This window comes from Spirillospora sp. CA-108201 (genome assembly GCF_050936235.1).
Lineage (GTDB): Bacteria > Actinomycetota > Actinomycetes > Streptosporangiales > Streptosporangiaceae > Spirillospora.
Window position 1 is genome coordinate 2,790,061 of the sequence record NZ_JBNJNE010000001.1, and the last position, 19,018, is coordinate 2,809,078.

The window sequence follows — 19,018 nt, forward strand, 5'->3', positions numbered from 1 at the left end:
CCATGAGCGATGGAGTGACGCTCGCCCAGGAGGCGGGCAGCCGGGATCCCGCGGTGGGCCTGCGGGCCGTGCGCGCGCTGCGCGAGCTGGCCGAGAGGCTGGAGGCGCTGCAGGTCGCCAGCGCCCGCGACCAGGGCTGGTCCTGGCAGGAGATCGCGGTCTGCCTCGGCGTGAGCCGGCAGGCCGTCCACAAGAAGCACGGCTCCGGCCGCCGCCTACTCAAGAAGGAGCAGTAGAGGATGTTCGAGCGTTTCACCGCGGACGCGCGCCAGGCGGTCACCGGGGCCCAGGCCGAGGCGCGGGCGCTGCGCGACCGCCACATCGGCACCGAGCACGTGCTGCTCGCCCTGGCCGGCGCCGAGGACGCCACGGGGCGCGCGTTGCGCGAGCACGGGATCCGCCCGGACGACCTGCGGGCCCGGATCGTCCGCGTCAACCGCGCGGGCGGCGACGTCCTCGACTCCGACGCCCTGCGCAGCATCGGGATCGACCTCGACGCCGTCCGCGAGGCCACCGAGCAGAGCTTCGGCGAGGGCGCCCTCGACGTGCCCGCCGGGAAGCTGGACCGGTTCCGGCGGGGCCACATCCCCTTCACCCCCAAGGCCAAGAAGGCGTTGGAGCTGAGCCTGCGGCACGCGCTCCGCCTCGGGCAGAAGGAGATCCGCAGCGGCCACATCCTGCTCGGCGTCCTGCACGACGGCGACTTCCTGTCGGCGCGGCTGGTCGCCGAGGCCGGGGCGGACGTGGAGGCGCTGCGCGCCGAAATGCGCCGGCTGCTGGCCGCCAAGGCGGCCTGACCGCCCGGTCAGCCGAAGGCGCCGGTGAGGGCGCCCACGCAGGCGGCGCCCCGGGCGGGATCGTAGGGGAAGCGCCGCTTGCACTCCCCCGAGACCCACGGCTGGGGCGCGTGGCGGCCCCGCGGCTTGCGCTTCGCGGGCCTGTGGTGCCGCCGCACGGGGCGGTGGTGCCGGCGCGGCGAGGCGGCGTGCCCGCCGCGATGCGCCCGCTTCCTGTGCCCGGCGTGGCGGCGGGGCGGGTTCGCGCGGGGCTCGGCCACGTCCCGCCCCGGCGGCGGCGACGAGGCGGACGAGGGCCTGGCCGGCGGCGCCGGCGTGGTGACGCCGTCCGCGGGGCGGGCCGGCGCGACCCGCGTCGTCCCGTAGGCGATGACGAGGATCAGACCCGCGGCGAGGGCGAACGCCGCGACGATCACCGACAGGCGGCTCGCGCGGCGGATGGGCGGCCGGGGCTCGCCGCGGGTGAACCCGGCCGGCGGAAGGCTGGAGGAAAGGCGCACCCCACGATGGTCACGCTACGCACCCGCCCGGACACGCAGACGCGCCGCAACCGTTGCCACCTCGATACATTCGCGGGGGCCGATGCCGTGTGAGCTGGGCGAATACCTCGACGAACGCGGAGGAGGCCGACACCTGCGGCCAGCCCGGCCCCGTCCCGTACGCGTCGCGACAACGCCGGACTTCGGGGCCGGGGCCCGTTAGCGGCCGGTCGGGGCGACGGTGAAGCGGCGCAGGTCGAGCGCCGGGTTCTTCGCGCGGACGGCCTTGACGCGCTCGGGCGAGACGTCCCCGGACACGACCCCGGTCCCCTCCCCCAGCGCGGCCACGACGACGCCCATCGGGTCGACGACCATGCTGTTGCCGGCGCCGGCCGGGGCGCACTGGTCGGCGGCCGCCACGTAGATGGTGTTCTCGATCGCGCGGGCCCGCACCAGCGTCCGCCAGTGGTCCTCCTTGAGCGGCCCCGGCACCCATTCGGCGGGCAGCGCCAGGACGTCGGCGCCGGCGTCCACGATCCGCCGCGTCACCTCGGGGAACCGGACGTCGTAGCAGGTCTGCATGCCGAAGGTGACGCCGTCGACGGCGAAGGTCTCCGGCTCGCCGATCTCGCCGGGCCGCACCAGCGCCGACTCCTCGTACCCGAACGCGTCGTACAGGTGGATCTTGCGGTACTCGGCGACGACGCCGCGGCCGGGCGCGAGGGCGACGAGAGTGTTGGAGATGCGGTCCGGGTCGTCCAGCCGCTCGTTCACGCCCGCGACGACGTGGACGCCGTCGCGCCGGGCCAGGTCGCCGAGCGCGGCCACGAACGGGCCGTCCAGCGGCTCGGCCGAGTCGACGAACCGCCGGTCCATCTTCGGCGCGGTGAACATGGCGAACTCGGGCAGCACCACGACCCGCGCGCCCTGCCCGGCCGCCTCGGCGACCAGACCGCCGATCGCCGCCAGGTTCTCGTCCTTGTCGGTTCCGGGCGCGAACTGCGCCACCGCGACCCGCACCATGCGCGCCTCCTACATCCGGTCGACGCCGGTCACCCGGACGACGGCCTCGCCCTCCTGGTCGGAACCCGCGAGGTCGACCTCGGCGCTGACGCCCCAGTCGTGATGCCCCTCGGGGTCGTCGAACACCTGCCGGACGCGCCACAGCGCGTCCTCCGGGACCTCCTCGATCTGCAGCAGCTTCGGCCCCCGCGCGTCGGCGCCGGTGAGCAGCTCGTCGTGCTCCTCGAAGTAGCGGTCCATGGCGTCCGCCCACGCGTCGGCGCCGAAGTCGGGGTCCAGCCCGCCGAGCTCGCCGTAGCGCTCCAGCGCCGCCAGCTCCACCCGGCGGAACATCGCGTTGCGCACCAGCACCCGGAACGCCCGCGTGTTCGCGGTGACCTTGGTGACGCGCTCCTCGATCGGCTCGTCCAGGTCCTCGGCGGCGGGGTTGGCGAGCTGCTCCCACTCGTCCAGCAGGCTGGAGTCGACCTGCCGGACCAGCTCGCCCAGCCACTCGATCAGGTCGATCAGATCGTCGGTCTTGATCGACTCCGGGACGGTCTGCTGCAGCGCCTTGTAGGCCCCCGACAGGTACCGCAGCACGAGCCCCTCGCCCCGCGCCAGCTCGTAGAAGCCGATGTACTCGGTGAACGTCATCGCCCGCTCGTACATGTCGCGCACGACCGACTTCGGGCGCAGCGGGTGGTCGCCGACCCACGGGTGCCCGGCCCGGTACACCTCGTAGGCGGCGCCGAGCTCGTCCTCCAGCGGCTTCGGGTGGTCGACGTCCTGAAGCAGCTCCATCCGCTCCTCGTACTCGATGCCCTCGGCCTTCATCTCCTGGACGGCCTCGCCCCGCGCCCGGTTGACCTGCGCGGCCAGGATCTGCCGCGGGTCCTCCAGCGTCGCCTCGATCACCGACAGCACGTCCAGCGCGTAGGACGGCGACGCCGGGTCGAGGATCTCGAAGGCCGCGAGCGCGAACGTCGACAGCGCCTGGTTGAGGGCGAAGTCCTCCTGGAGGTCGACGGTGATGCGCGCGTACCGGCCGGCGTCGTCCGGCTCCGGCAGCGCCTCCACGACGCCGCCCGCGAGCAGCGAACGGTAGATCGCGATGGCGCGGGAGATGTGCCGGCGCCGCGCCGCGGGCTCCTCGTGGTTGTCGGTCAGCAGCCGCTTCATGGCCTGGAACGCGTTGCCCGGCCGCGCGATCACCGACAGCAGCATCGCGTGGCTGACCTGGAACCGGGACCGGAGCATCTCCGGCTCGGCCTCCTGGAGCTTCGCGAAGACCTCCTCGTCCCAGCCGACGAACCCCTCCGGCGGCTTCTTGCGCTGGACCTTCCGCCGCTTCTTCGGGTCGTCGCCGGCCTTGGCCAGCGCCTTCTCGTTCTCCACCACGTGCTCGGGCGCCTGCGCGACGACGAACCCGACCGTGTCGAACCCGGCCCGTCCCGCCCGCCCCGCGATCTGGTGGAACTCCCGCGCCCTGAGCCGCCGCACCCGGTGCCCGTCGTACTTGCTGAGCGCGGTGAACACGACGGTCCTGATGGGGACGTTCACCCCCACCCCGAGGGTGTCGGTCCCGCAGATGACCTTCAGCAGCCCGGCCTGCGCGAGCCGCTCCACCAGCCGCCGGTACTTGGGCAGCATCCCGGCGTGGTGGACGCCGATGCCGTGCCGGACGAACCGCGACAGGTTGCGCCCGAACTTCGTCGTGAACCGGAAGTTGCCGATCAGCTCGGCGATCCGCGCCTTCTCCTCCTTGGTGCACACGTTGATGCTCATCAGCGCCTGCGCCCGCTCGATCGCCGCCGCCTGCGTGAAGTGCACCAGGTACACCGGCGCCTTCTGCTCGGCCAGCAGCTCCTCGATCGTCTCGTGCAGCGGCGTCACGCGGTAGTCGTAGATGAGCGGCACCGGCCGCTCCGCCGACGTCACCAGGGCCGTCGGCCGTCCCGTCCGCCGCGTCAGGTCCTTCTGGAAGAACGCGACGTCGCCGAGGGTGGCCGACATGAGCAGGAACTGGGTCTGCGGCAGCTCCAGCAGCGGTATCTGCCACGCCCAGCCCCGCTCGGGCTCGGCGTAGAAGTGGAACTCGTCCATCACCACCACGCCGATGTCGGCGTCCGCGCCGTCCCGGAGCGCGATGTTCGCCAGCACCTCCGCCGTGCAGCAGATGATCGGCGCGTCCGCGTTCACGCTGGCGTCGCCGGTCATCATCCCGACGTTGTCGCGCCCGAACATCTCGCACAGGTCGAAGAACTTCTCCGACACCAGCGCCTTGATCGGCGCGGTGTAGAAGCCGACCTGGTCGTGGGCGAGCCCCGCGAACAGCGCCCCCGCCGCCACCAGGCTCTTGCCCGACCCGGTCGGCGTGGACAGGATCACGTTCGCGCCGGAGACCACCTCGATGAGCGCCTCCTCCTGGGCGGGGTACAGCGTGATCCCGCGCCCCGACACCCACCGTTCGAACGCCTCGAACAGCGAGTCGGCGTCGGTGTCGTTTCCGGAGGGAAGTTCATCGATAAGGCTCACCCCTCCATCCTGCCCCCGATCGCCCACTGCCCGCGCCGGAGGCCGCCCCGCGCCTAGACCAGCCCGTGGCCGTACTTCTCCAGGAGGGGCCCGAGGTCGGGCTCTCCGAAGGACTCCCGCATCGCCTCGAACAAGCGGACCTTCTCTTCCCCGTACCTGCGGACGCGGGCGGCATAGGTGGCGGCGGACACGAAGGTCGGCGGGTCGGTCTTGCTGTGGAACTTGTCGGCGTACATGACGAGCCGCTCCTCGGCGGTCACGGCCACGTAGTCGCCGGCCGGGACGGGGAGCCGCTGCCGCACGATGTCGTCCCTGGTCAGCCCCACCCCGGTGTGGCACGAGCAGAACCGGCAGATCTCCTCGGGGAACCCCTCGTCCCGGAGGATCGCATGCCCCAGTACGCCGTGCCGGACGTAGCCGCCGTAGTCGATCGTCCCGGACGGGCCGTACAGCCGGTAGACGCCGAGGTCGTGCAGCAGGCACCCGGCCCGCACGAGGTCCGCGTCGACCGCGAGCCCCGCCCCGTCCATGATCCGCTCGGCGATCTCGCACACGACGACGCAGTGCGTCCACACGAGTTCGAACGCCGCGGCCCCGGGCGCGTGCCGCTCGTGCAGGGCCCGGATCTCGTCGTCCCCCGGAATCTCCACCCCACGACCTTAGGGCCGGCCGCCGGACTCAGGGGCCTTCCGTCAGGCGCGCACCTCCGTGCGGTCGCCGCCCCAGAGGGTGTGGAAGGAGCCCTCGCGGTCGGTGCGGCGGTAGGTGTGGGCGCCGAAGAAGTCGCGCTGCCCCTGCGTGAGCGCGGCCGGCAGGCGGTCGGCGCGCAGGGAGTCGTAGTAGGCCAGGGCGGTGGAGAAGCCGGGCGCCGGGACGCCGAGGCGCGCGGCGGTGGCGACCACGTCGCGCCAGGCGTCCTGCGCGTCGCCCACGGCCTCGGCGAAGTGGTCGTCGGTCAGCAGCGTCGGCGTGTCCGGGTCGGCCTCGTAGGCGGCGCGGATGCGGTCCAGGAAGCGGGCCCGGATGATGCAGCCGCCGCGCCAGATGGTGGCCATCGCCCCGAGGTCGATGTTCCAGCCGTACTCGGCGCTGCCCGCCTGGATCTCGTGGAACCCCTGCGCGTACGCCACGATCTTGGACGCGTACAGGGCCTTCTCCACGGCGTCGGCGAAGCCGGAGTCCGCGACGGCCCTGCGGGAGGGCCCGGGAAGGCCCCGCGCGGCCTCGCGCAGCGCGGCGTGGCCGGACACGGACCGGGCGAACACCGCCTCGGCGATGCCGCCGACGGGGACGCCGAGGTCGAGGGCCGTCTGCACGGTCCAGCGGCCGGTGCCCTTCTGCTCGGCCTGGTCCAGGACGACGTCCACGAACGGCCCGCCGGTCGCGGCGTCGGTGTGCGCGAGGACCTCGGCGGTGATCTCGATCAGGTAGGACTCCAGGCGGCCGGTGTTCCAGGTGCGGAACACCTCGGCGATCTCGGCGGGCGCGAGGCCGGCGGCGTGCCGGAGCAGGTCGTAGGACTCGGCGATCAGCTGCATGTCGGCGTACTCGATGCCGTTGTGCACCATCTTCACGAAGTGCCCGGCGCCGTCGGGGCCGACGTGCGCGCAGCAGGGCGTCCCGTCGACCTTGGCGGAGATGTCCTCCAGCAGCGGGCCGAGCGCCTCGTAGGACTCGGCGGAGCCGCCCGGCATGATGCTCGGGCCGTGCAGCGCCCCCTCCTCGCCGCCGGAGACGCCGGTGCCGACGAAGTGGATCCCGCGCTCGCGCAGCGCGGCCTCGCGGCGGCGGGTGTCGGCGAAGTTGGCGTTGCCGCCGTCGACGATCATGTCGCCGGGCTCCAGCAGCGGGGCGAACTCGTCGATGACCGCGTCGGTCGGGCCGCCCGCCTTCACCATGACGACCAGCCGCCGGGGCCGCTCCAGGGACTCCACGAACCGCTCCGGCGTTTCGGCCGGAAGGAACGTTCCCTCGCCGCCGAACTCCTCCACCAGGGCCTTGGTCTTGGCGGAAGTGCGGTTGTGCACGGCCACGGGATGCCCGTGCCGGGCCAGGTTGCGGGCGAGGTTGCGCCCCATCACCGCCAGACCCGTGACACCGATTCGCGCCTTCTGCATTGGCTCTCTCCTCCTCGTGTGCGACCCTGACCAAGGGGTTGTACGCGGCTCGTGATCCCCCCGTTCGAGCGCCCGGGCCCGCATGCCCGCGCTCGGCGCGGGAACGGGTCGCGCGTTGAGGACCACTTTCGATGGTGCCATCTACCAGGGGGTGCGATGCTGGGACTGCCGGACGAGGCCGCCGCGTGTCTTTTCGATCTCGACGGGGTGCTGACCCGGACCGCGGCCGTCCACGCGGCCGCGTGGAAGGAGATGTTCGACGGCTACCTGCGCGAGCGGGCGGAGCGGAGCGGTGAGCCGTTCACCGAGTTCGACCCCGTGCGCGACTACGGCCGGTACGTCGACGGCAAGAGACGCGAGGACGGGACGCGCTCGTTCCTGGAGTCGCGCGGCATCTCCCTGCCCGAGGGCGATCCTGACGACCCGCCCGAGAAGGAGACCGTCCGGGGTCTCGGGAACCGCAAGAACGCCCTCGTCCTGGATCTCATCGAGAAGAAGGGCGTCGAGACGTTCGACGGGTCGATCGACTTCGTCCGCAAGGCGCGCGAGGCCGGGCTGAAGACGGCCGTGGTCTCCTCCAGCGCCAACACCGTCCAGGTCCTGCGGACGGCCGGCATCACCGACCTGTTCGACGCGCGCGTGGACGGCGTCGTCGCGGCGGAGCGGAACCTGCCCGGCAAGCCCGCCCCCGACACGTTCCTCGCGGGGGCCGAGGAGCTGGGCGTCCCCGCGGACAAGGCGGTCGTCTTCGAGGACGCGCTCGCCGGCGTCCAGGCGGGGCGGGCCGGGAAGTTCGCCTACGTCGTCGGCGTCAACCGTGTCGGCGACGAGCACGCGAAGGCGCTCGCCGAGCACGGCGCCGACGTGGTGGTCGACGACCTGTCCGAGCTGCTGGAGGCGCCGTGAGCGAGCACGCGAGCCAGACCGGCGCCGACCGGCCGGTGTTCTCCGTGGAGCCGTGGTGCGTGCGGGAACCGGAGCTGCGGCTGGACCGGCTGGCCCAGACCGAGTCGGTGTTCTCCCTCTCCAACGGGCACGTCGGCATGCGCGGCAACCTCGACGAGGGCGAACCGCACGGGCTTCCCGGCACCTACCTGAACTCCTTCTACGAGCAGCGTCCCCTGCCGCACGCCGAGACCGCCTACGGCTACCCCGAGATGGGCCAGACGGTCATCAACGTCACCAACGGCAAGGTGATCCGGCTCCTCGTCGACGACGAGCCGCTCGACGTGCGCTACGGCCGCCTGCACCGCCACGAGCGGATCCTCGACATGCGCGCGGGAACGCTCACCCGGCAGCTGGAGTGGACCTCCCCGGCCGATCGCAGGATCAAGGTGACCTCGGTCCGGATGGTGTCGCTGGCGCAGCGGGCCGTCGCGGCGATCTGCTACGAGGTCGAGCCGGTGGACGAGGCCGTCCGGGTGGTCGCCCAGTCGGAACTGGTGGCCAACGAGGCCCTGCCCGGCGGCGGCAAGGACCCGCGCGCCTCGGCGATCCTGAGCAGCCCGCTCGTCGGCGAGGAGCACGTCGCCAACGGCACGAAGGTGCTGCTGCTGCACCGGACGCGGCAGAGCGGCCTGCGGATGGCCGCCGGGATGTCGCACGACATCGAGGGCCCGGAGTCGATGGCGATCGACACCGAGAGCTCCAAGGACGTGGGGCGGCTGACGGTCGCGACGCGGCTGGAGCCGGGGCAGCGGCTGCGCATCGTCAAGTACATCTCCTACGGCTGGTCGAGCCGCCGGTCGCGTCCCGCGCTGCACGACCAGGTCGTCGGGGCGCTGGCGGGCGCGCGGCAGACCGGCTGGCAGGGCCTGCTGGACGAGCAGCGCGAGTACCTCGACGACTTCTGGGAGGGCGCCGACGTCGAGGTCGACGGCGACGCCGAGATCCAGCAGGCGGTCAGGTTCGGGCTGTTCCACGTCCTGCAGGCCGGCGCCCGCGCGGAGCGCCGCATGATCCCGGCCAAGGGCCTGACGGGACCGGGCTACGACGGGCACACGTTCTGGGACACCGAGACGTTCGTGCTGCCGGTCCTGACCTACACCTCCCCCGGCGCCGCGGCGGACGCCCTCGGCTGGCGGCACATGACGCTGCCGCTGGCGCGGGACCGTGCCAACCAGCTCGGCCTGGAGGGCGCGACGTTCCCGTGGCGGACGATCCGCGGACACGAGTGCTCGGGCTACTGGCCCGCCGGCACCGCCGCGTTCCACATCAACGCCGACATCTCCGATGCCGTCGTCCGGTACGTGGACGCCACGCGGGACGAGCAGTTCGAGCGGGAGATCGGCCTGGACATCCTGGTCCAGACGGCCCGGCTGTGGCGGAGCCTCGGCCACCACGACGTGGGCGGGGTGTTCCGCATCGACGGCGTCACCGGCCCCGACGAGTACAGCGCCGTGGTCGACAACAACGTCTACACCAACCTGATGGCGCGCCGGAACCTCCAGGAGGCCGCCGAGACGGCGATGCGCCACCCGGACGTGGCCGACAGGCTCGGCGTGAACGCCGAGGAGGCGGCGTCGTGGCGGGACGCGGCGGCGGCGATGCTCATCCCCTACGACGACCGGCTCGGCGTCCACCCGCAGAGCGAGAGCTTCACCAACCACGCCCGCTGGGACTTCTCGGCGACCAAGCCGGACCACTATCCGCTGCTGCTGAACTACCCCTACTTCGACCTCTACCGCAAGCAGGTGGTCAAGCAGGCGGACCTGGTGCTCGCCCTGCACCTGTGCGGCGACGCGTTCACCGACGAGCAGAAGGAGCGCGACTTCGCCTACTACGAGGGCCTGACCGTCCGCGACTCCTCGCTGTCGGCGCAGACGCAGGCGGTCGTCGCCGCCGAGGTCGGCCAGCTGGAGCTGGCGCACGACTACCTCGGCGAGACCGCGCTGATGGACCTGCACGACCTGAACCACAACACCCGCGACGGGCTGCACATCGCCTCGATGGCGGGGGCGTGGAGCGGGCTCGTCGCCGGGTTCGGCGGGATGCGGGCGGGCAAGGGCACGCTGCGGTTCGCGCCGCGGCTGCCCGGCGGGATCAGCCGGCTGGCGTTCCGGATGCGCTACCGGGGCAACCGGATCAAGGTCAGCGTGACCGGTGAGGCCGCCCGCTACGAGCTGCTGGACGGCCGGGGCCTCACGCTGTGGCACCACGGCGAGCGGTTCACCCTCGCCGACGAGCCCGTCGAGCTGCCGATCGAGCAGGTCCCGGTGCGCCCGGCGGTGGCGCAGCCGGCGGGCCGGGAGCCGGCCCCGCGGCGCATCGACCCGCACGGGCGCGACCTCCGCCGCCGCTAGGCGGGGCCGACCTCCGGAGCGCAGACGGGCGCGCAGACGTCCGCCGCGGAGCCCCGCGTCCCGTCCGCCGGGCGGGACGCGGGCTCCTCGGCGCCGGCCGGCACGAGCAGCCGGCGCGGCCCCGGCCCCTCGTCCCCAAGCCGGTCGTAGGGGTTGGCGAGCGCGCACTTGTTGATCGACAGGCAGCCGCAGCCGATGCAGTCGGTGAGGTCGTCGCGCAGCCGTTCGAGCTGGCGGATGCGCGCGTCGAGGTCGCCGCGCCACGTCTCCGAGAGGCGGGCCCAGTCCGCCACCGTGGGGGTGCGCTCCTCGGGGAGGGTGGCGAGCGCGTCGCGGATGTCGCCGAGCGGGATCCCGACGCGCTGCGAGACCTTGATGAACGAGACCCGGCGGAGCGTGTCCCGGCTGAACCGCCGCTGGTTGCCCGCCGTGCGGCGGCTGCTGATCAGTCCCTTGGACTCGTAGAAGTGCAGCGCCGAGACGGCCACGCCGCTCCGCTCGGCGAGCTGCCCGACGGTCAGTTCGTGCACCCGGTGCTCCAGCCGCGTCATGCACCGGATCCTACGCGTTCCTCAACCCCACTTGAGGTTGCCTCGCGCGGCCGGGCCCGCCGGCGGCGGGAGACGAGTCAGAAGTGGGGAGCGGGGCGCGTCCCGCCCGGGCGTTCGGCGACCTGGCCGAGCCTGCGCAGCCGGAACGCCGCACCGATCATGGCCGCGCCGGTCAGGACGGCCAGCAGCCCGATCAGCCAGACGATGGCGATCGCGCCGGAGACCGGCCAGGCGAACAGCATGATCCCGAAGATCAGCGAGACGGCGCCGGTGAGCACGTAGGCCCACTCGCCCTTCAACTCCTTGCGCATCGCGAGCGCGACCCCGATCTCCAGCACGCCGGTGGCGACCGCCCAGGCGGCGATCAGCATCAGCAGGACGAACGCGGTGATGCCGGGCCACACCAGCGCCGCGATGCCGAGCGCGATCCCGGCGGCCCCCGACAGGGCCAGCACGCCGCGCGGGCCGCCGGACGTGCCGCGCACCGCCTGGGCCACCGCGAACAAGCCGTCCGCCAGGGCGTACGCGCCGAACAGCACCACCAGCGCCCAGACGGTGATGCCCGGCCACACCCAGGCGACGATGCCGAAGATGACCGCGAACGTGCCGCGAAGGGCGAGTACCCACCAGTGGCGGGTCATCAGGTCGAACATGCCTGCCTCCCGGGGACGGCGACTCCTCCAGTGTTGTCCTCCACTCCCTGAGGGGAACGCAAAGGCCGGTCGCGAACTTCGCAAAGTTCGCGACCGGCCCGCGGTCCGGCCGGTGGCCGGCGCCGCCCGCGCGTCAGTGCTCCAGGCGGCGCACCAGGTCGTGGTACTCGTCCCACAGCGCCTTCGGCGTGTGGTCGCCGAACTTCTCGAAGAACTCCGGCACGAGGGCGGCCTCCTGCTTCCACACCTCGGTGTCGACCGACAGCAGCGTCTCCAGGTCGGCGTCGTCCAGGCCGAGGCCGCCGGTGTCGAGCGCCTCCCTGGTCGGCAGGTGCCCGATCGGGGACTTGACCGCGTCGGCCTTGCCGTTGAGGCGCTCGACGATCCACTTCAGGACGCGGCTGTTCTCGCCGAAGCCGGGCCAGATGAACGCGCCGTCGGCGTTCTTGCGGAACCAGTTGACGTAGTAGATCCGCGGGAGCTTCTCGGGGTCGGTCGCCTTGCCGATGTCCAGCCAGTGGCCGAAGTAGTCGCCCATGTTGTAGCCGCAGAAGGGCAGCATCGCGAACGGGTCGCGGCGCAGCTCGCCGACGGCGCCCTCGGCGGCGGCGGTCTTCTCGGACGCGACGTTGGCGCCGAGGAACACGCCCTGCTGCCAGTCGAACGACTCGGTGACCAGCGGGACGGCGGAGGCGCGGCGGCCGCCGAACAGGATCGCCGAGATCGGGACGCCCTTCGGGTCCTCCCACTCGTCGGCGATGATCGGGCACTGCCCGGCCGGGGTGGTGAAGCGGGCGTTCGGGTGGGCGGCCGGGTTCGCGGAGTCCGGCGTCCAGTCGTTGCCCTTCCAGTCGGTCAGGTGCGCGGGCGGCTCGTCGGTGAGGCCCTCCCACCACACGTCGCCGTCACCGGTGAGGGCCACGTTCGTGAAGATGCTGTTGCCCCACAGCGTCCTGACGGCGTTGGCGTTGGTGCTCTCGCCGGTGCCGGGCGCGACGCCGAAGAAGCCGGCCTCGGGGTTGATGGCGTACAGGCGGCCGTCGTCGCCGAAGCGCATCCAGGCGATGTCGTCGCCGATCGTCTCGACCTTCCACCCGGGGATGGTCGGCTCCAGCATGGCGAGGTTGGTCTTCCCGCACGCCGAGGGGAACGCGGCGGCGACGTAGCGGGTCTCACCGGCGGGCGGCGTGAGCTTCAGCACGAGCATGTGCTCGGCCATCCAGCCCTCGTCGCGGGCCATCGTCGAGGCGATGCGCAGCGCGTAGCACTTCTTGCCGAGCAGCGCGTTGCCGCCGTACCCGGACCCGTAGGACCAGATCTCCCGGGTCTCGGGGAAGTGCGTGATGTACTTGGTGGAGTTGCACGGCCACGTGACGTCCTGCCGGCCCGGCTCCAGGGGGGCGCCGACGGAGTGGACGGCCCTGACGAACGACCCCCGCTCCTCGATGAGGCGCAGCGCGCCCTCGCCCATCCGCGTCATGATCCGCATGGACACGGCGACGTAGGCGGAGTCGGTGATCTCCACGCCCAGCTGCGAGATGGTGCCCCCGAGGGGACCCATGCAGAACGGCACCACGTACATGGTGCGGCCCTTCATGCAGCCCTCGAAGAGGCCGCCCAGGGTCTCGCGCATCTCGGCGGGCGCGACCCAGTTGTTGGTGGGGCCGGCGTCCTCCTGCTTCTCGGAGCAGATGAACGTCCGGTCCTCGACGCGGGCGACGTCGGTGGGGTCGGAGGCCGCGTGGAAGCTGTTGGGCCGTTTGGCGGGGTCGAGGCGCGTCAGGGTGCCCTGCTCGACGAGGAGGCCGGTGAGCCGCTCCCACTCCTCCTCCGAGCCGTCACACCACTCGACCCGGTCGGGCCCGGTCAGCTCGGCGATCCCGCGTACCCACTCAATCAGTTCGGTGTGGCCGGTTGGGGCCTGGTCGAGGCCGGGGACCTGGTTGGACACGGGCGTCTCCTTCAGCTGTTCGCAGGATGTTTGCATGATGAACAAGACCCGTCGTTTTTGCCATTTGGTCTGGACCAATCCCGTCCGCTTTTGGGGCATGATGCCCGGTTCTGTGAGGGATATCACTGGGATGTGCCACCGGACGGCCGCGCGCCTCCGCCGGACGGCGCGGGGCGGTCAAGCTGGGTAAACGTGGGTCTCGGTGGCCTTCACGGCCGCCCACATGGGGCTGCCCTCCGACAATTGGAGCTCCGCGACCGCCGCCGGAGTGATGTCCGCTACGGCGTCGAAAGGCGGGCCCGACAGCCGCACCCGGACGCGGTCCCCCTGCCGTTCGATCGCGCCGACGCGGGTGCGCCACAGGTTGCGCGGGCTGCCGTCGGGACGCGTCCGGTACAGCGCCACCGAGGATGGCGCGAAGGCGAGAAACACCTCACCTTCGAGGGAGTCGACAGTGTCGAGCGTAGCGGCACCGTCGCCCAGGGCGACCATGCCCGCCGCGGCCCTGCCCCGGTACAGGTTCAGCCCGACCAGGCGCGCGACGTAGTCGGTGCGCGGACGGCGCGCGACGTCGGCGGGCGTCCCCTGCTGGACGAGCCGGCCGTCCTCGACGACGACCAGGCGGTCGGCGAGCACCATGGCGTCCAGCGGGTCGTGCGTGACGAGCACCGCGGCGCCCTCGAACCCGGCGAGATGGCGGCGCAGCGCGGCCCTGATCTCCAGCCGGGTGTGGGCGTCGAGCGCCGCGAGCGGCTCGTCCAGCAGCAGCAGGCGCGGGTCGACGGCCAGCGCGCGGGCGAGGGCCACCCGCTGCGCCTGCCCGCCCGACAGGGCCCGCGGGCGCGCGGACGCGTGCTCGGCGAGCCCCACCCGCTCCAGCCAGCCCGCGGCGACCCGCTGGGCGGCGCGGCGCCCGGCGCCCTGGCAGCGCGGCCCGAACGCGATGTTGTCCAGCGCCGTGAGGTGGGGGAACAGCAGGTAGTCCTGGAAGACCATGCCGATGCCGCGGCGGTCGGACGGCAGCGGGCGCAGGTCCGCGCCGTCCACCCGCACGTGCCCGCCCGCCATCGGCACGAGCCCGGCCAGGGCGCGCAGCGCGGTGCTCTTGCCCGCGCCGTTCGGGCCGAGCAGCGCCACGACCTCGCCGGGCCCGGCGGTGAGCGCGAGATCGAGGTCGAACGCGGCGCGGCGGACGACGAGCCGCGCGTCCAGCCCACCGCCGCCGGTCCCCGCCCGCGTCCTCCGCGCTCCGCTCATCTCGCGCCGCCGACCCACCGGTCCCGGAGCGCGGCGAGGACGGCCACCGAGACGGCGAGCAGGACGAGGCTCAGCACGATCGCCGCCTGCGGGTCGGTCTCCAGCGCCAGGTACACCGCGAGCGGCATCGTCTGCGTCCGGCCGGGGAAGTTGCCGGCGAAGGTGATCGTCGCCCCGAACTCGCCGAGCGCCCGCGCCCAGCACAGGATCGCCCCGGCCGCGACGCCCGGCGCGACCAGCGGCAGCGTGACCCGCCGGAAGATCGTCCAGCGGCCGGCGCCGAGGGTGGCGGCGGCCTCCTCGTAGCGCAGGTCGGCGGCGCGCAGCGCGCCCTCCACGCTGATCACCAGGAACGGCATCGCCACGAACGCCTCGGCCAGCACGACGCCCGCGGTGGTGAACGGGAACGTGAGGCCGAAGGCGCGGTCCAGCCACCCGCCGACCAGCCCGCGCCGTCCGAGCACCAGCAGCAGCGCGACGCCGCCGACCACCGGCGGCAGCACCAGCGGCACGGTCACCAGGGCCCGGACGAGCCGGACGCCCGGGAAGCGGACCCGGGCGAGCGTCCAGGCGAGCGGGACGCCGAGCAGCAGGCACAGGCCGGTGGCGAGGGTGGCGGTGAGCAGCGAGAGCCGGAGCGCCTCCAGGACCTGCGCCTCCAGGAGGCGCGAGCCGAGCGTCGACCACGGCGCCCTGGCGAGCAGGCCGAGGAGCGGCAGCACCAGGAAGGCGAGCCCGAGCAGCGCGGGCACGAGCAGCGCCCACGGCGGCCCGCCCGGCAGCCGGTCCGCCTCCCGCGCCGCCCTCCGCGCTCGCCTCACGGACTCTCGAAGCCCGCCCGGCTCAGCACCGACCTGCCCTGCTCACCGACCACCAGCTGGATGAACTCCTTGGCCAGCGCGCCGTGCGGCGCCTTGGCGACCTCGACGATCGGGTAGTCGTTGATCGCCTTCGCGGCCTCCGGGAACTCGATGCCCGTGACCTTGCCGGCCGCGGCCTTCACGTCGGTGCGGTAGACGAGCCCCGCGTCGGCCTCCCCCAGGCCGACCTTCGTCAGGACGGCCTTGACGTCCTTCTCGCGCGACGCCGGCTTGACCTGGACCTTCGCCACGGCCAGTGCGGTCTCGGCCGCGGCGCCGCACGGCACCTGCACCGCGCAGAGCACGACCTTCAATCCCGGCCTGTCCAGGTCGCCCACCTTCGCGACCTTGCCGGGGTCCCCCTGGGGGACGGCGATGACCAGGCGGTTGCGGGTGAAGACCCGCGGCTGCCCCGACGCGTCCCCGGCGGCGGTCACCGTCTTCATGGTGGCGGGGCTCGCGGCCGCGAACACGTCCGCCGGCGCGCCCTGCGTGATCTGCTGCGCCAGCGTCGAGCTGGCGCCGAACTGGAACCGGACCTTCACGCCGGGATGCGCGCCCTCGAACGTCTTCCCGAGCGCGGTGAAGGTCTCGGTGAGCGAGGCCGCCGCGAACACCGTCAGGGTCCCGCCGCCGGACCCTCCCGTCCCGGAGGAGCCCTCGTCGCCGGCGTCGCCGCAGCCCGCCAGAACGGTGAGCGACAGAACCGCCACCGCCGCAGTGCGCTTGAACACGTTGCCTCCTCAGCCCTGGTCCGGCACCTCGACGACGACGTTCGTGGACTTGACGACGGCGTCGGCGACCACGCCCGCCTCCAGGCCGAGGTCGTCGGCCGCCTCGCGGCTCATCAGCGACACGACGCGGAACGGCCCGGCCTGGATCTCGACCTGCGCCATCACCCCGTCCCGGAGGACGTCGGTGACGATCCCGCGCATCCGGTTGCGCGCCGAGGAGAAGCGTTCGGCCTGGTCGGAGGGACCGTTGCCGCGCGCCTGGCCCCGCACGAAGGCGGCCAGCTCCGCACCCGGCACCCGCCGGTGGCCGTGCTCGTCCCTGGACGCCGGGAGCCTGCCGCCGTCCACCCACCGGCGGACGGTGTCCGCGCTGACTCCGAGAAGCGCGGCGGCCTCGCTGATCCTGAACGTCGTCACCCGGCAAAGCCTAGACAGCCGCATATGCAAGGGGAAGAGCGGCAACAGGCCCGATATCGCGATATCTATCTCACAACGACCCTCGCAGGTGCGACAGACGACTCCCGCCGTCACCGCCGTTCCCGCCGAATGTCACCATCTACTTACTTCCCCCGACCGTCGAGGAGGACCCGTGACGGGACAAGGCCCCGCGACCCTGGTGATCGAACGGCACGGAACGGCGAGCCTGCGCTCCCGGGCGGTCTCGGCGGGCGTCCGGCGGCTGGTCCGGCCCGGCCTCGCCCGGCTCGCGGGCCGGCCCCTCGACGACCGGGCGCTGCGCCGCGCCGCGCTCCTCGACCGGCTCGCGGCGCGCGCCGGGACGCCGCGGCGCGTCCGCGTGGAGAAGGTCCGCTTCGACGGCTTCGGCGCCGAGTGGGTGTCCGCGCCCGGCGCCGCCCCGCCGCGCGACAAGGCGATCCTCTACCTGCACGGCGGCGGCTGGATCTCCTGCGGGCTCAACACGCACCGCCGGATGGTCGCCTCGTTCGCCGCCGCGTCCGGCGCCACGGCGCTCTCGGTGGACTACCGGATGATCCCGGCGGTGCCCTTCGAGCGGGAGGTCGAGGACTGCGTCACCGCCTACCGGTGGCTGCTGGAGGAGCGGGGGATCGCCCCCGGGCGCATCGTGATCATGGGGGACTCGGCGGGCGGGCACCTCACGTTCGCCGCGGCGCTGCGCGCCCGGGAGGAGGGGCTGCCCATGCCGGCGGCGCTCGCGGCCCTGTCCCCCATGCTCGACATGGACCTGACGAGCAAGCTCGCGCACGCCAACATGGGCCTCGACCCCTCCGACCCCGGAGCGCTGCTGGAACGGCTCGTCGACGGGTTCCTCGGCCATCTCGACCTCGCCGACCCCGCGGTCTCCCCCGTCCGCGCGGACCTCGCAGGCCTGCCGCCGGTCCTGCTCACCGCCGGGTCCACCGAGCTGCTGTACTGCGACTCCGAGCTGATGGCGCGGCGGCTCGCCGAGGCCGGGGTGCCGGTCACGTTCCAGGTGTGGGACCGGCAGCTGCACGTGTTCCAGATGTTCGGGCCCTACCTGCCCGAGTCGCGCGCGGCGATCGCCGCGCTCGGCGGGTTCGTCCGCGGCGCCCTGGACGGCTGAGTCAGCGCGCCTCCAGCAGCGCCTCGGCGATCATTCCGAGGTTGGCGGCGTCCACGAGCCCCTCCCGCCTGATCCGCCCGAACTCGGCCACCACGACGTAGGTGCGCTCGCCGTCCGCCTCCACGCCGTGCGGGCCCGTCCCCCGGATCCGCTCCAGCTCCCCGGCGGTGACCTCGGCGGAGAACAGGTGCGCGCGGTGCGCCGACAGCGTGGCGTTCACCTGGCGGGAGCGGTGCTCGCGCAGCCGGGAGGGCCGCAGCGCCAGCCCGGTCTCCTCCGCGACCTCCGCGAGCGCCACCTCGGCCGGGCCGCCCGGCCCCGAGCCGCCGGGCAGCTCGTGGACGGGCCCGTCCACGCCCGCGCTCCGGAACTCCCGGACGAGCACGACCTGCGTCGCGTCGAGCGCCTTGCCGGGCCGGTAAAGCACGACGACCGAGATGTCCGGCCGCCCGATGACGATCTCGTTGTCCTTGACGCGGTCCTCCGCGGTCACGCGGACCCGCACGTGCAAGCCCCAGCACACCCCGAAACGGAACACCACCCGCGCCCCGAGCAGCACGTTGCCCGCGTTCCGCTGCCCCGCGTACCAGCGTTGGAACGCCGCGTCCCGCCACAGCAGCAGCGGGACCTCCCGCTCCCCGCCGGCCCGGGGCGCGCCGGCGCCGATCCGGCGCAGCGCCGCGTCGACCGTCTCGGGCAGGCCGAGCGCCGTCGGCACCGCGAACTTCCGCGCGTAGTGCAGCAGGTAGCCGTTCCTCGGCGCCTCCCGCGGCGCGCCGAACACCGCCCGGCCGCTGTCGTGCCACATCCCCCACTCCACGTTCGTGGTGAAGGCCGGCATGGTCGCGAGGTCGCGCGGGACCCAGAAGACGACCTCGTCGGCCAGGTGGAGGCAGCGCTCCTCCCATTCGATCTGGCCGTCGTAGTCGTCGTAGCGGTCCTCCCGGTGCTCGGGGTCGAACACCACGAGCCGCCCGCCGCCGCGCCAGCGGGCCCGGAGCTCGGCGTGGGCGTCCGGCCGCCACGAGGCGACCCCGGGCTCCCGGGGCGTGGGGCCGGCGAGGAACACGGCCGCGTCCCAGCGGTCCGGCGGCTCCTCCCGCGCGTGGACGAGGGTGACGCCGTCGTCCATGCGGCGCCTCCTTTCCGGTCGTGTGGACCGCCCGCGGCCGTGTGGACCGCCTGCTAACGGGTAAACGCTGCTGATAACAGA

The 19,018-nt window shown here is 73.3% G+C and carries 18 protein-coding genes; 5 read left to right on the plus strand and 13 right to left on the minus strand.

The features are described from left to right. The first annotated feature begins 2 nt into the window (after positions 1-2). Positions 3-236 carry a helix-turn-helix domain-containing protein gene (locus ACQEU6_RS13640; protein ID WP_499331966.1) on the plus strand — a complete coding sequence of 78 codons (234 nt, stop codon included), beginning with the start codon at positions 3-5 and terminating at the stop codon, positions 234-236. 3 nt (positions 237-239) lie between these two features. Continuing rightward, complete coding sequence (locus ACQEU6_RS13645) at positions 240-797, plus strand: Clp protease N-terminal domain-containing protein (protein ID WP_499331967.1); 558 nt, start codon at positions 240-242, stop codon at positions 795-797. An 8-nt stretch (positions 798-805) separates the two neighbouring features. On the opposite strand, the gene ACQEU6_RS13650 is transcribed toward ACQEU6_RS13645, so the two are convergent. The 5 genes from ACQEU6_RS13650 to gnd form a co-directional block, all read right to left on the minus strand. Beyond that, positions 806-1,297 carry a hypothetical protein gene (locus tag ACQEU6_RS13650; RefSeq protein ID WP_499331968.1) on the minus strand — a complete coding sequence of 164 codons (492 nt, stop codon included), beginning with the start codon at positions 1,295-1,297 and terminating at the stop codon, positions 806-808. A 198-nt stretch (positions 1,298-1,495) separates the two neighbouring features. Further along, positions 1,496-2,299, minus strand: coding sequence for a carbon-nitrogen hydrolase family protein (locus ACQEU6_RS13655; protein ID WP_499331970.1), 804 nt, complete (start codon positions 2,297-2,299; stop codon positions 1,496-1,498). Positions 2,300-2,308: 9 nt separating this feature from the next. After that, the gene (locus ACQEU6_RS13660; protein ID WP_499331971.1) at positions 2,309-4,816 is read right to left on the minus strand and encodes a DEAD/DEAH box helicase; all 2,508 of its coding nucleotides are present in this window, start codon (positions 4,814-4,816) and stop codon (positions 2,309-2,311) included. Between the two features lie 53 nt (positions 4,817-4,869). Continuing rightward, on the minus strand, positions 4,870-5,466 hold the full coding sequence (locus tag ACQEU6_RS13665) for an HD domain-containing protein (RefSeq protein WP_499331974.1): 597 nt from the start codon (positions 5,464-5,466) through the stop codon (positions 4,870-4,872). 42 nt (positions 5,467-5,508) lie between these two features. Beyond that, positions 5,509-6,933, minus strand: coding sequence for an NADP-dependent phosphogluconate dehydrogenase (gnd, locus tag ACQEU6_RS13670; RefSeq protein WP_499331975.1), 1,425 nt, complete (start codon positions 6,931-6,933; stop codon positions 5,509-5,511). A 156-nt stretch (positions 6,934-7,089) separates the two neighbouring features. Between gnd and ACQEU6_RS13675 the strand changes: the two genes are divergently transcribed. Then, positions 7,090-7,839 carry an HAD family hydrolase gene (locus ACQEU6_RS13675; protein WP_499331976.1) on the plus strand — a complete coding sequence of 250 codons (750 nt, stop codon included), beginning with the start codon at positions 7,090-7,092 and terminating at the stop codon, positions 7,837-7,839. After that, the gene (locus ACQEU6_RS13680; protein ID WP_499331978.1) at positions 7,836-10,235 is read left to right on the plus strand and encodes a glycoside hydrolase family 65 protein; all 2,400 of its coding nucleotides are present in this window, start codon (positions 7,836-7,838) and stop codon (positions 10,233-10,235) included. Before ACQEU6_RS13675 ends, ACQEU6_RS13680 begins: the two co-directional genes overlap by 4 nt. On the opposite strand, the gene soxR is transcribed toward ACQEU6_RS13680, so the two are convergent. The 7 genes from soxR to ACQEU6_RS13715 form a co-directional block, all read right to left on the minus strand. After that, entirely contained in the window at positions 10,232-10,786 is a 555-nt protein-coding gene (gene soxR, locus ACQEU6_RS13685; protein ID WP_499331979.1) for a redox-sensitive transcriptional activator SoxR, read from the minus strand. The two genes, ACQEU6_RS13680 and soxR, sit on opposite strands and share 4 nt — an antisense overlap. A gap of 77 nt (positions 10,787-10,863) precedes the next feature. Further along, entirely contained in the window at positions 10,864-11,439 is a 576-nt protein-coding gene (locus tag ACQEU6_RS13690) for an HdeD family acid-resistance protein (RefSeq protein ID WP_499331981.1), read from the minus strand. A 133-nt stretch (positions 11,440-11,572) separates the two neighbouring features. Further along, the gene (locus tag ACQEU6_RS13695) at positions 11,573-13,390 is read right to left on the minus strand and encodes a phosphoenolpyruvate carboxykinase (GTP) (protein ID WP_499331982.1); all 1,818 of its coding nucleotides are present in this window, start codon (positions 13,388-13,390) and stop codon (positions 11,573-11,575) included. A gap of 177 nt (positions 13,391-13,567) precedes the next feature. Next, entirely contained in the window at positions 13,568-14,647 is a 1,080-nt protein-coding gene (locus ACQEU6_RS13700) for an ABC transporter ATP-binding protein (protein ID WP_499331984.1), read from the minus strand. Further along, on the minus strand, positions 14,644-15,468 hold the full coding sequence (gene modB / locus ACQEU6_RS13705; RefSeq protein WP_499331985.1) for a molybdate ABC transporter permease subunit: 825 nt from the start codon (positions 15,466-15,468) through the stop codon (positions 14,644-14,646). The genes ACQEU6_RS13700 and modB overlap by 4 nt, the downstream gene beginning before the upstream one ends. Continuing rightward, complete coding sequence (gene modA / locus ACQEU6_RS13710) at positions 15,465-16,241, minus strand: molybdate ABC transporter substrate-binding protein (RefSeq protein WP_499331986.1); 777 nt, start codon at positions 16,239-16,241, stop codon at positions 15,465-15,467. The genes modB and modA overlap by 4 nt, the downstream gene beginning before the upstream one ends. A 9-nt stretch (positions 16,242-16,250) precedes the next feature. Next, positions 16,251-16,658 (minus strand): TOBE domain-containing protein, encoded by a 408-nt coding sequence (locus tag ACQEU6_RS13715; RefSeq protein ID WP_499331988.1) that lies wholly within the window; start codon positions 16,656-16,658, stop codon positions 16,251-16,253. 172 nt (positions 16,659-16,830) lie between these two features. On the opposite strand from ACQEU6_RS13715, the gene ACQEU6_RS13720 reads away from it, so the two are divergent. Then, positions 16,831-17,805, plus strand: a complete 975-nt coding sequence (locus ACQEU6_RS13720) for an alpha/beta hydrolase fold domain-containing protein (RefSeq protein ID WP_499331989.1) — start codon at positions 16,831-16,833, stop codon at positions 17,803-17,805. 1 nt (position 17,806) lies between these two features. Here the strand turns inward: ACQEU6_RS13720 and ACQEU6_RS13725 are convergent, their stop codons facing one another. Beyond that, the gene (locus ACQEU6_RS13725; RefSeq protein ID WP_499331991.1) at positions 17,807-18,937 is read right to left on the minus strand and encodes a nucleoside 2-deoxyribosyltransferase domain-containing protein; all 1,131 of its coding nucleotides are present in this window, start codon (positions 18,935-18,937) and stop codon (positions 17,807-17,809) included. Between the last annotated feature and the right edge of the window lie 81 nt (positions 18,938-19,018).

Excerpts from the sequence above, each read along its gene's own strand:
- ACQEU6_RS13725 (WP_499331991.1), bottom strand. The coding sequence starts at position 18,937 with ATGGACGACGGCGTCACCCTCGTCCACGCGCGGGAGGAGCCGCCGGAC.
- ACQEU6_RS13690 (WP_499331981.1), bottom strand. The coding sequence starts at position 11,439 with ATGTTCGACCTGATGACCCGCCACTGGTGGGTACTCGCCCTTCGCGGC.
- ACQEU6_RS13655 (WP_499331970.1), bottom strand. The coding sequence starts at position 2,299 with ATGGTGCGGGTCGCGGTGGCGCAGTTCGCGCCCGGAACCGACAAGGAC.
- ACQEU6_RS13640 (WP_499331966.1), top strand. The coding sequence starts at position 3 with ATGAGCGATGGAGTGACGCTCGCCCAGGAGGCGGGCAGCCGGGATCCC.
- soxR (WP_499331979.1), bottom strand. The coding sequence starts at position 10,786 with ATGACGCGGCTGGAGCACCGGGTGCACGAACTGACCGTCGGGCAGCTC.
- gnd (WP_499331975.1), bottom strand. The coding sequence starts at position 6,933 with ATGCAGAAGGCGCGAATCGGTGTCACGGGTCTGGCGGTGATGGGGCGC.
- ACQEU6_RS13675 (WP_499331976.1), top strand. The coding sequence starts at position 7,090 with ATGCTGGGACTGCCGGACGAGGCCGCCGCGTGTCTTTTCGATCTCGAC.
- ACQEU6_RS13645 (WP_499331967.1), top strand. The coding sequence starts at position 240 with ATGTTCGAGCGTTTCACCGCGGACGCGCGCCAGGCGGTCACCGGGGCC.
- ACQEU6_RS13700 (WP_499331984.1), bottom strand. The coding sequence starts at position 14,647 with ATGAGCGGAGCGCGGAGGACGCGGGCGGGGACCGGCGGCGGTGGGCTG.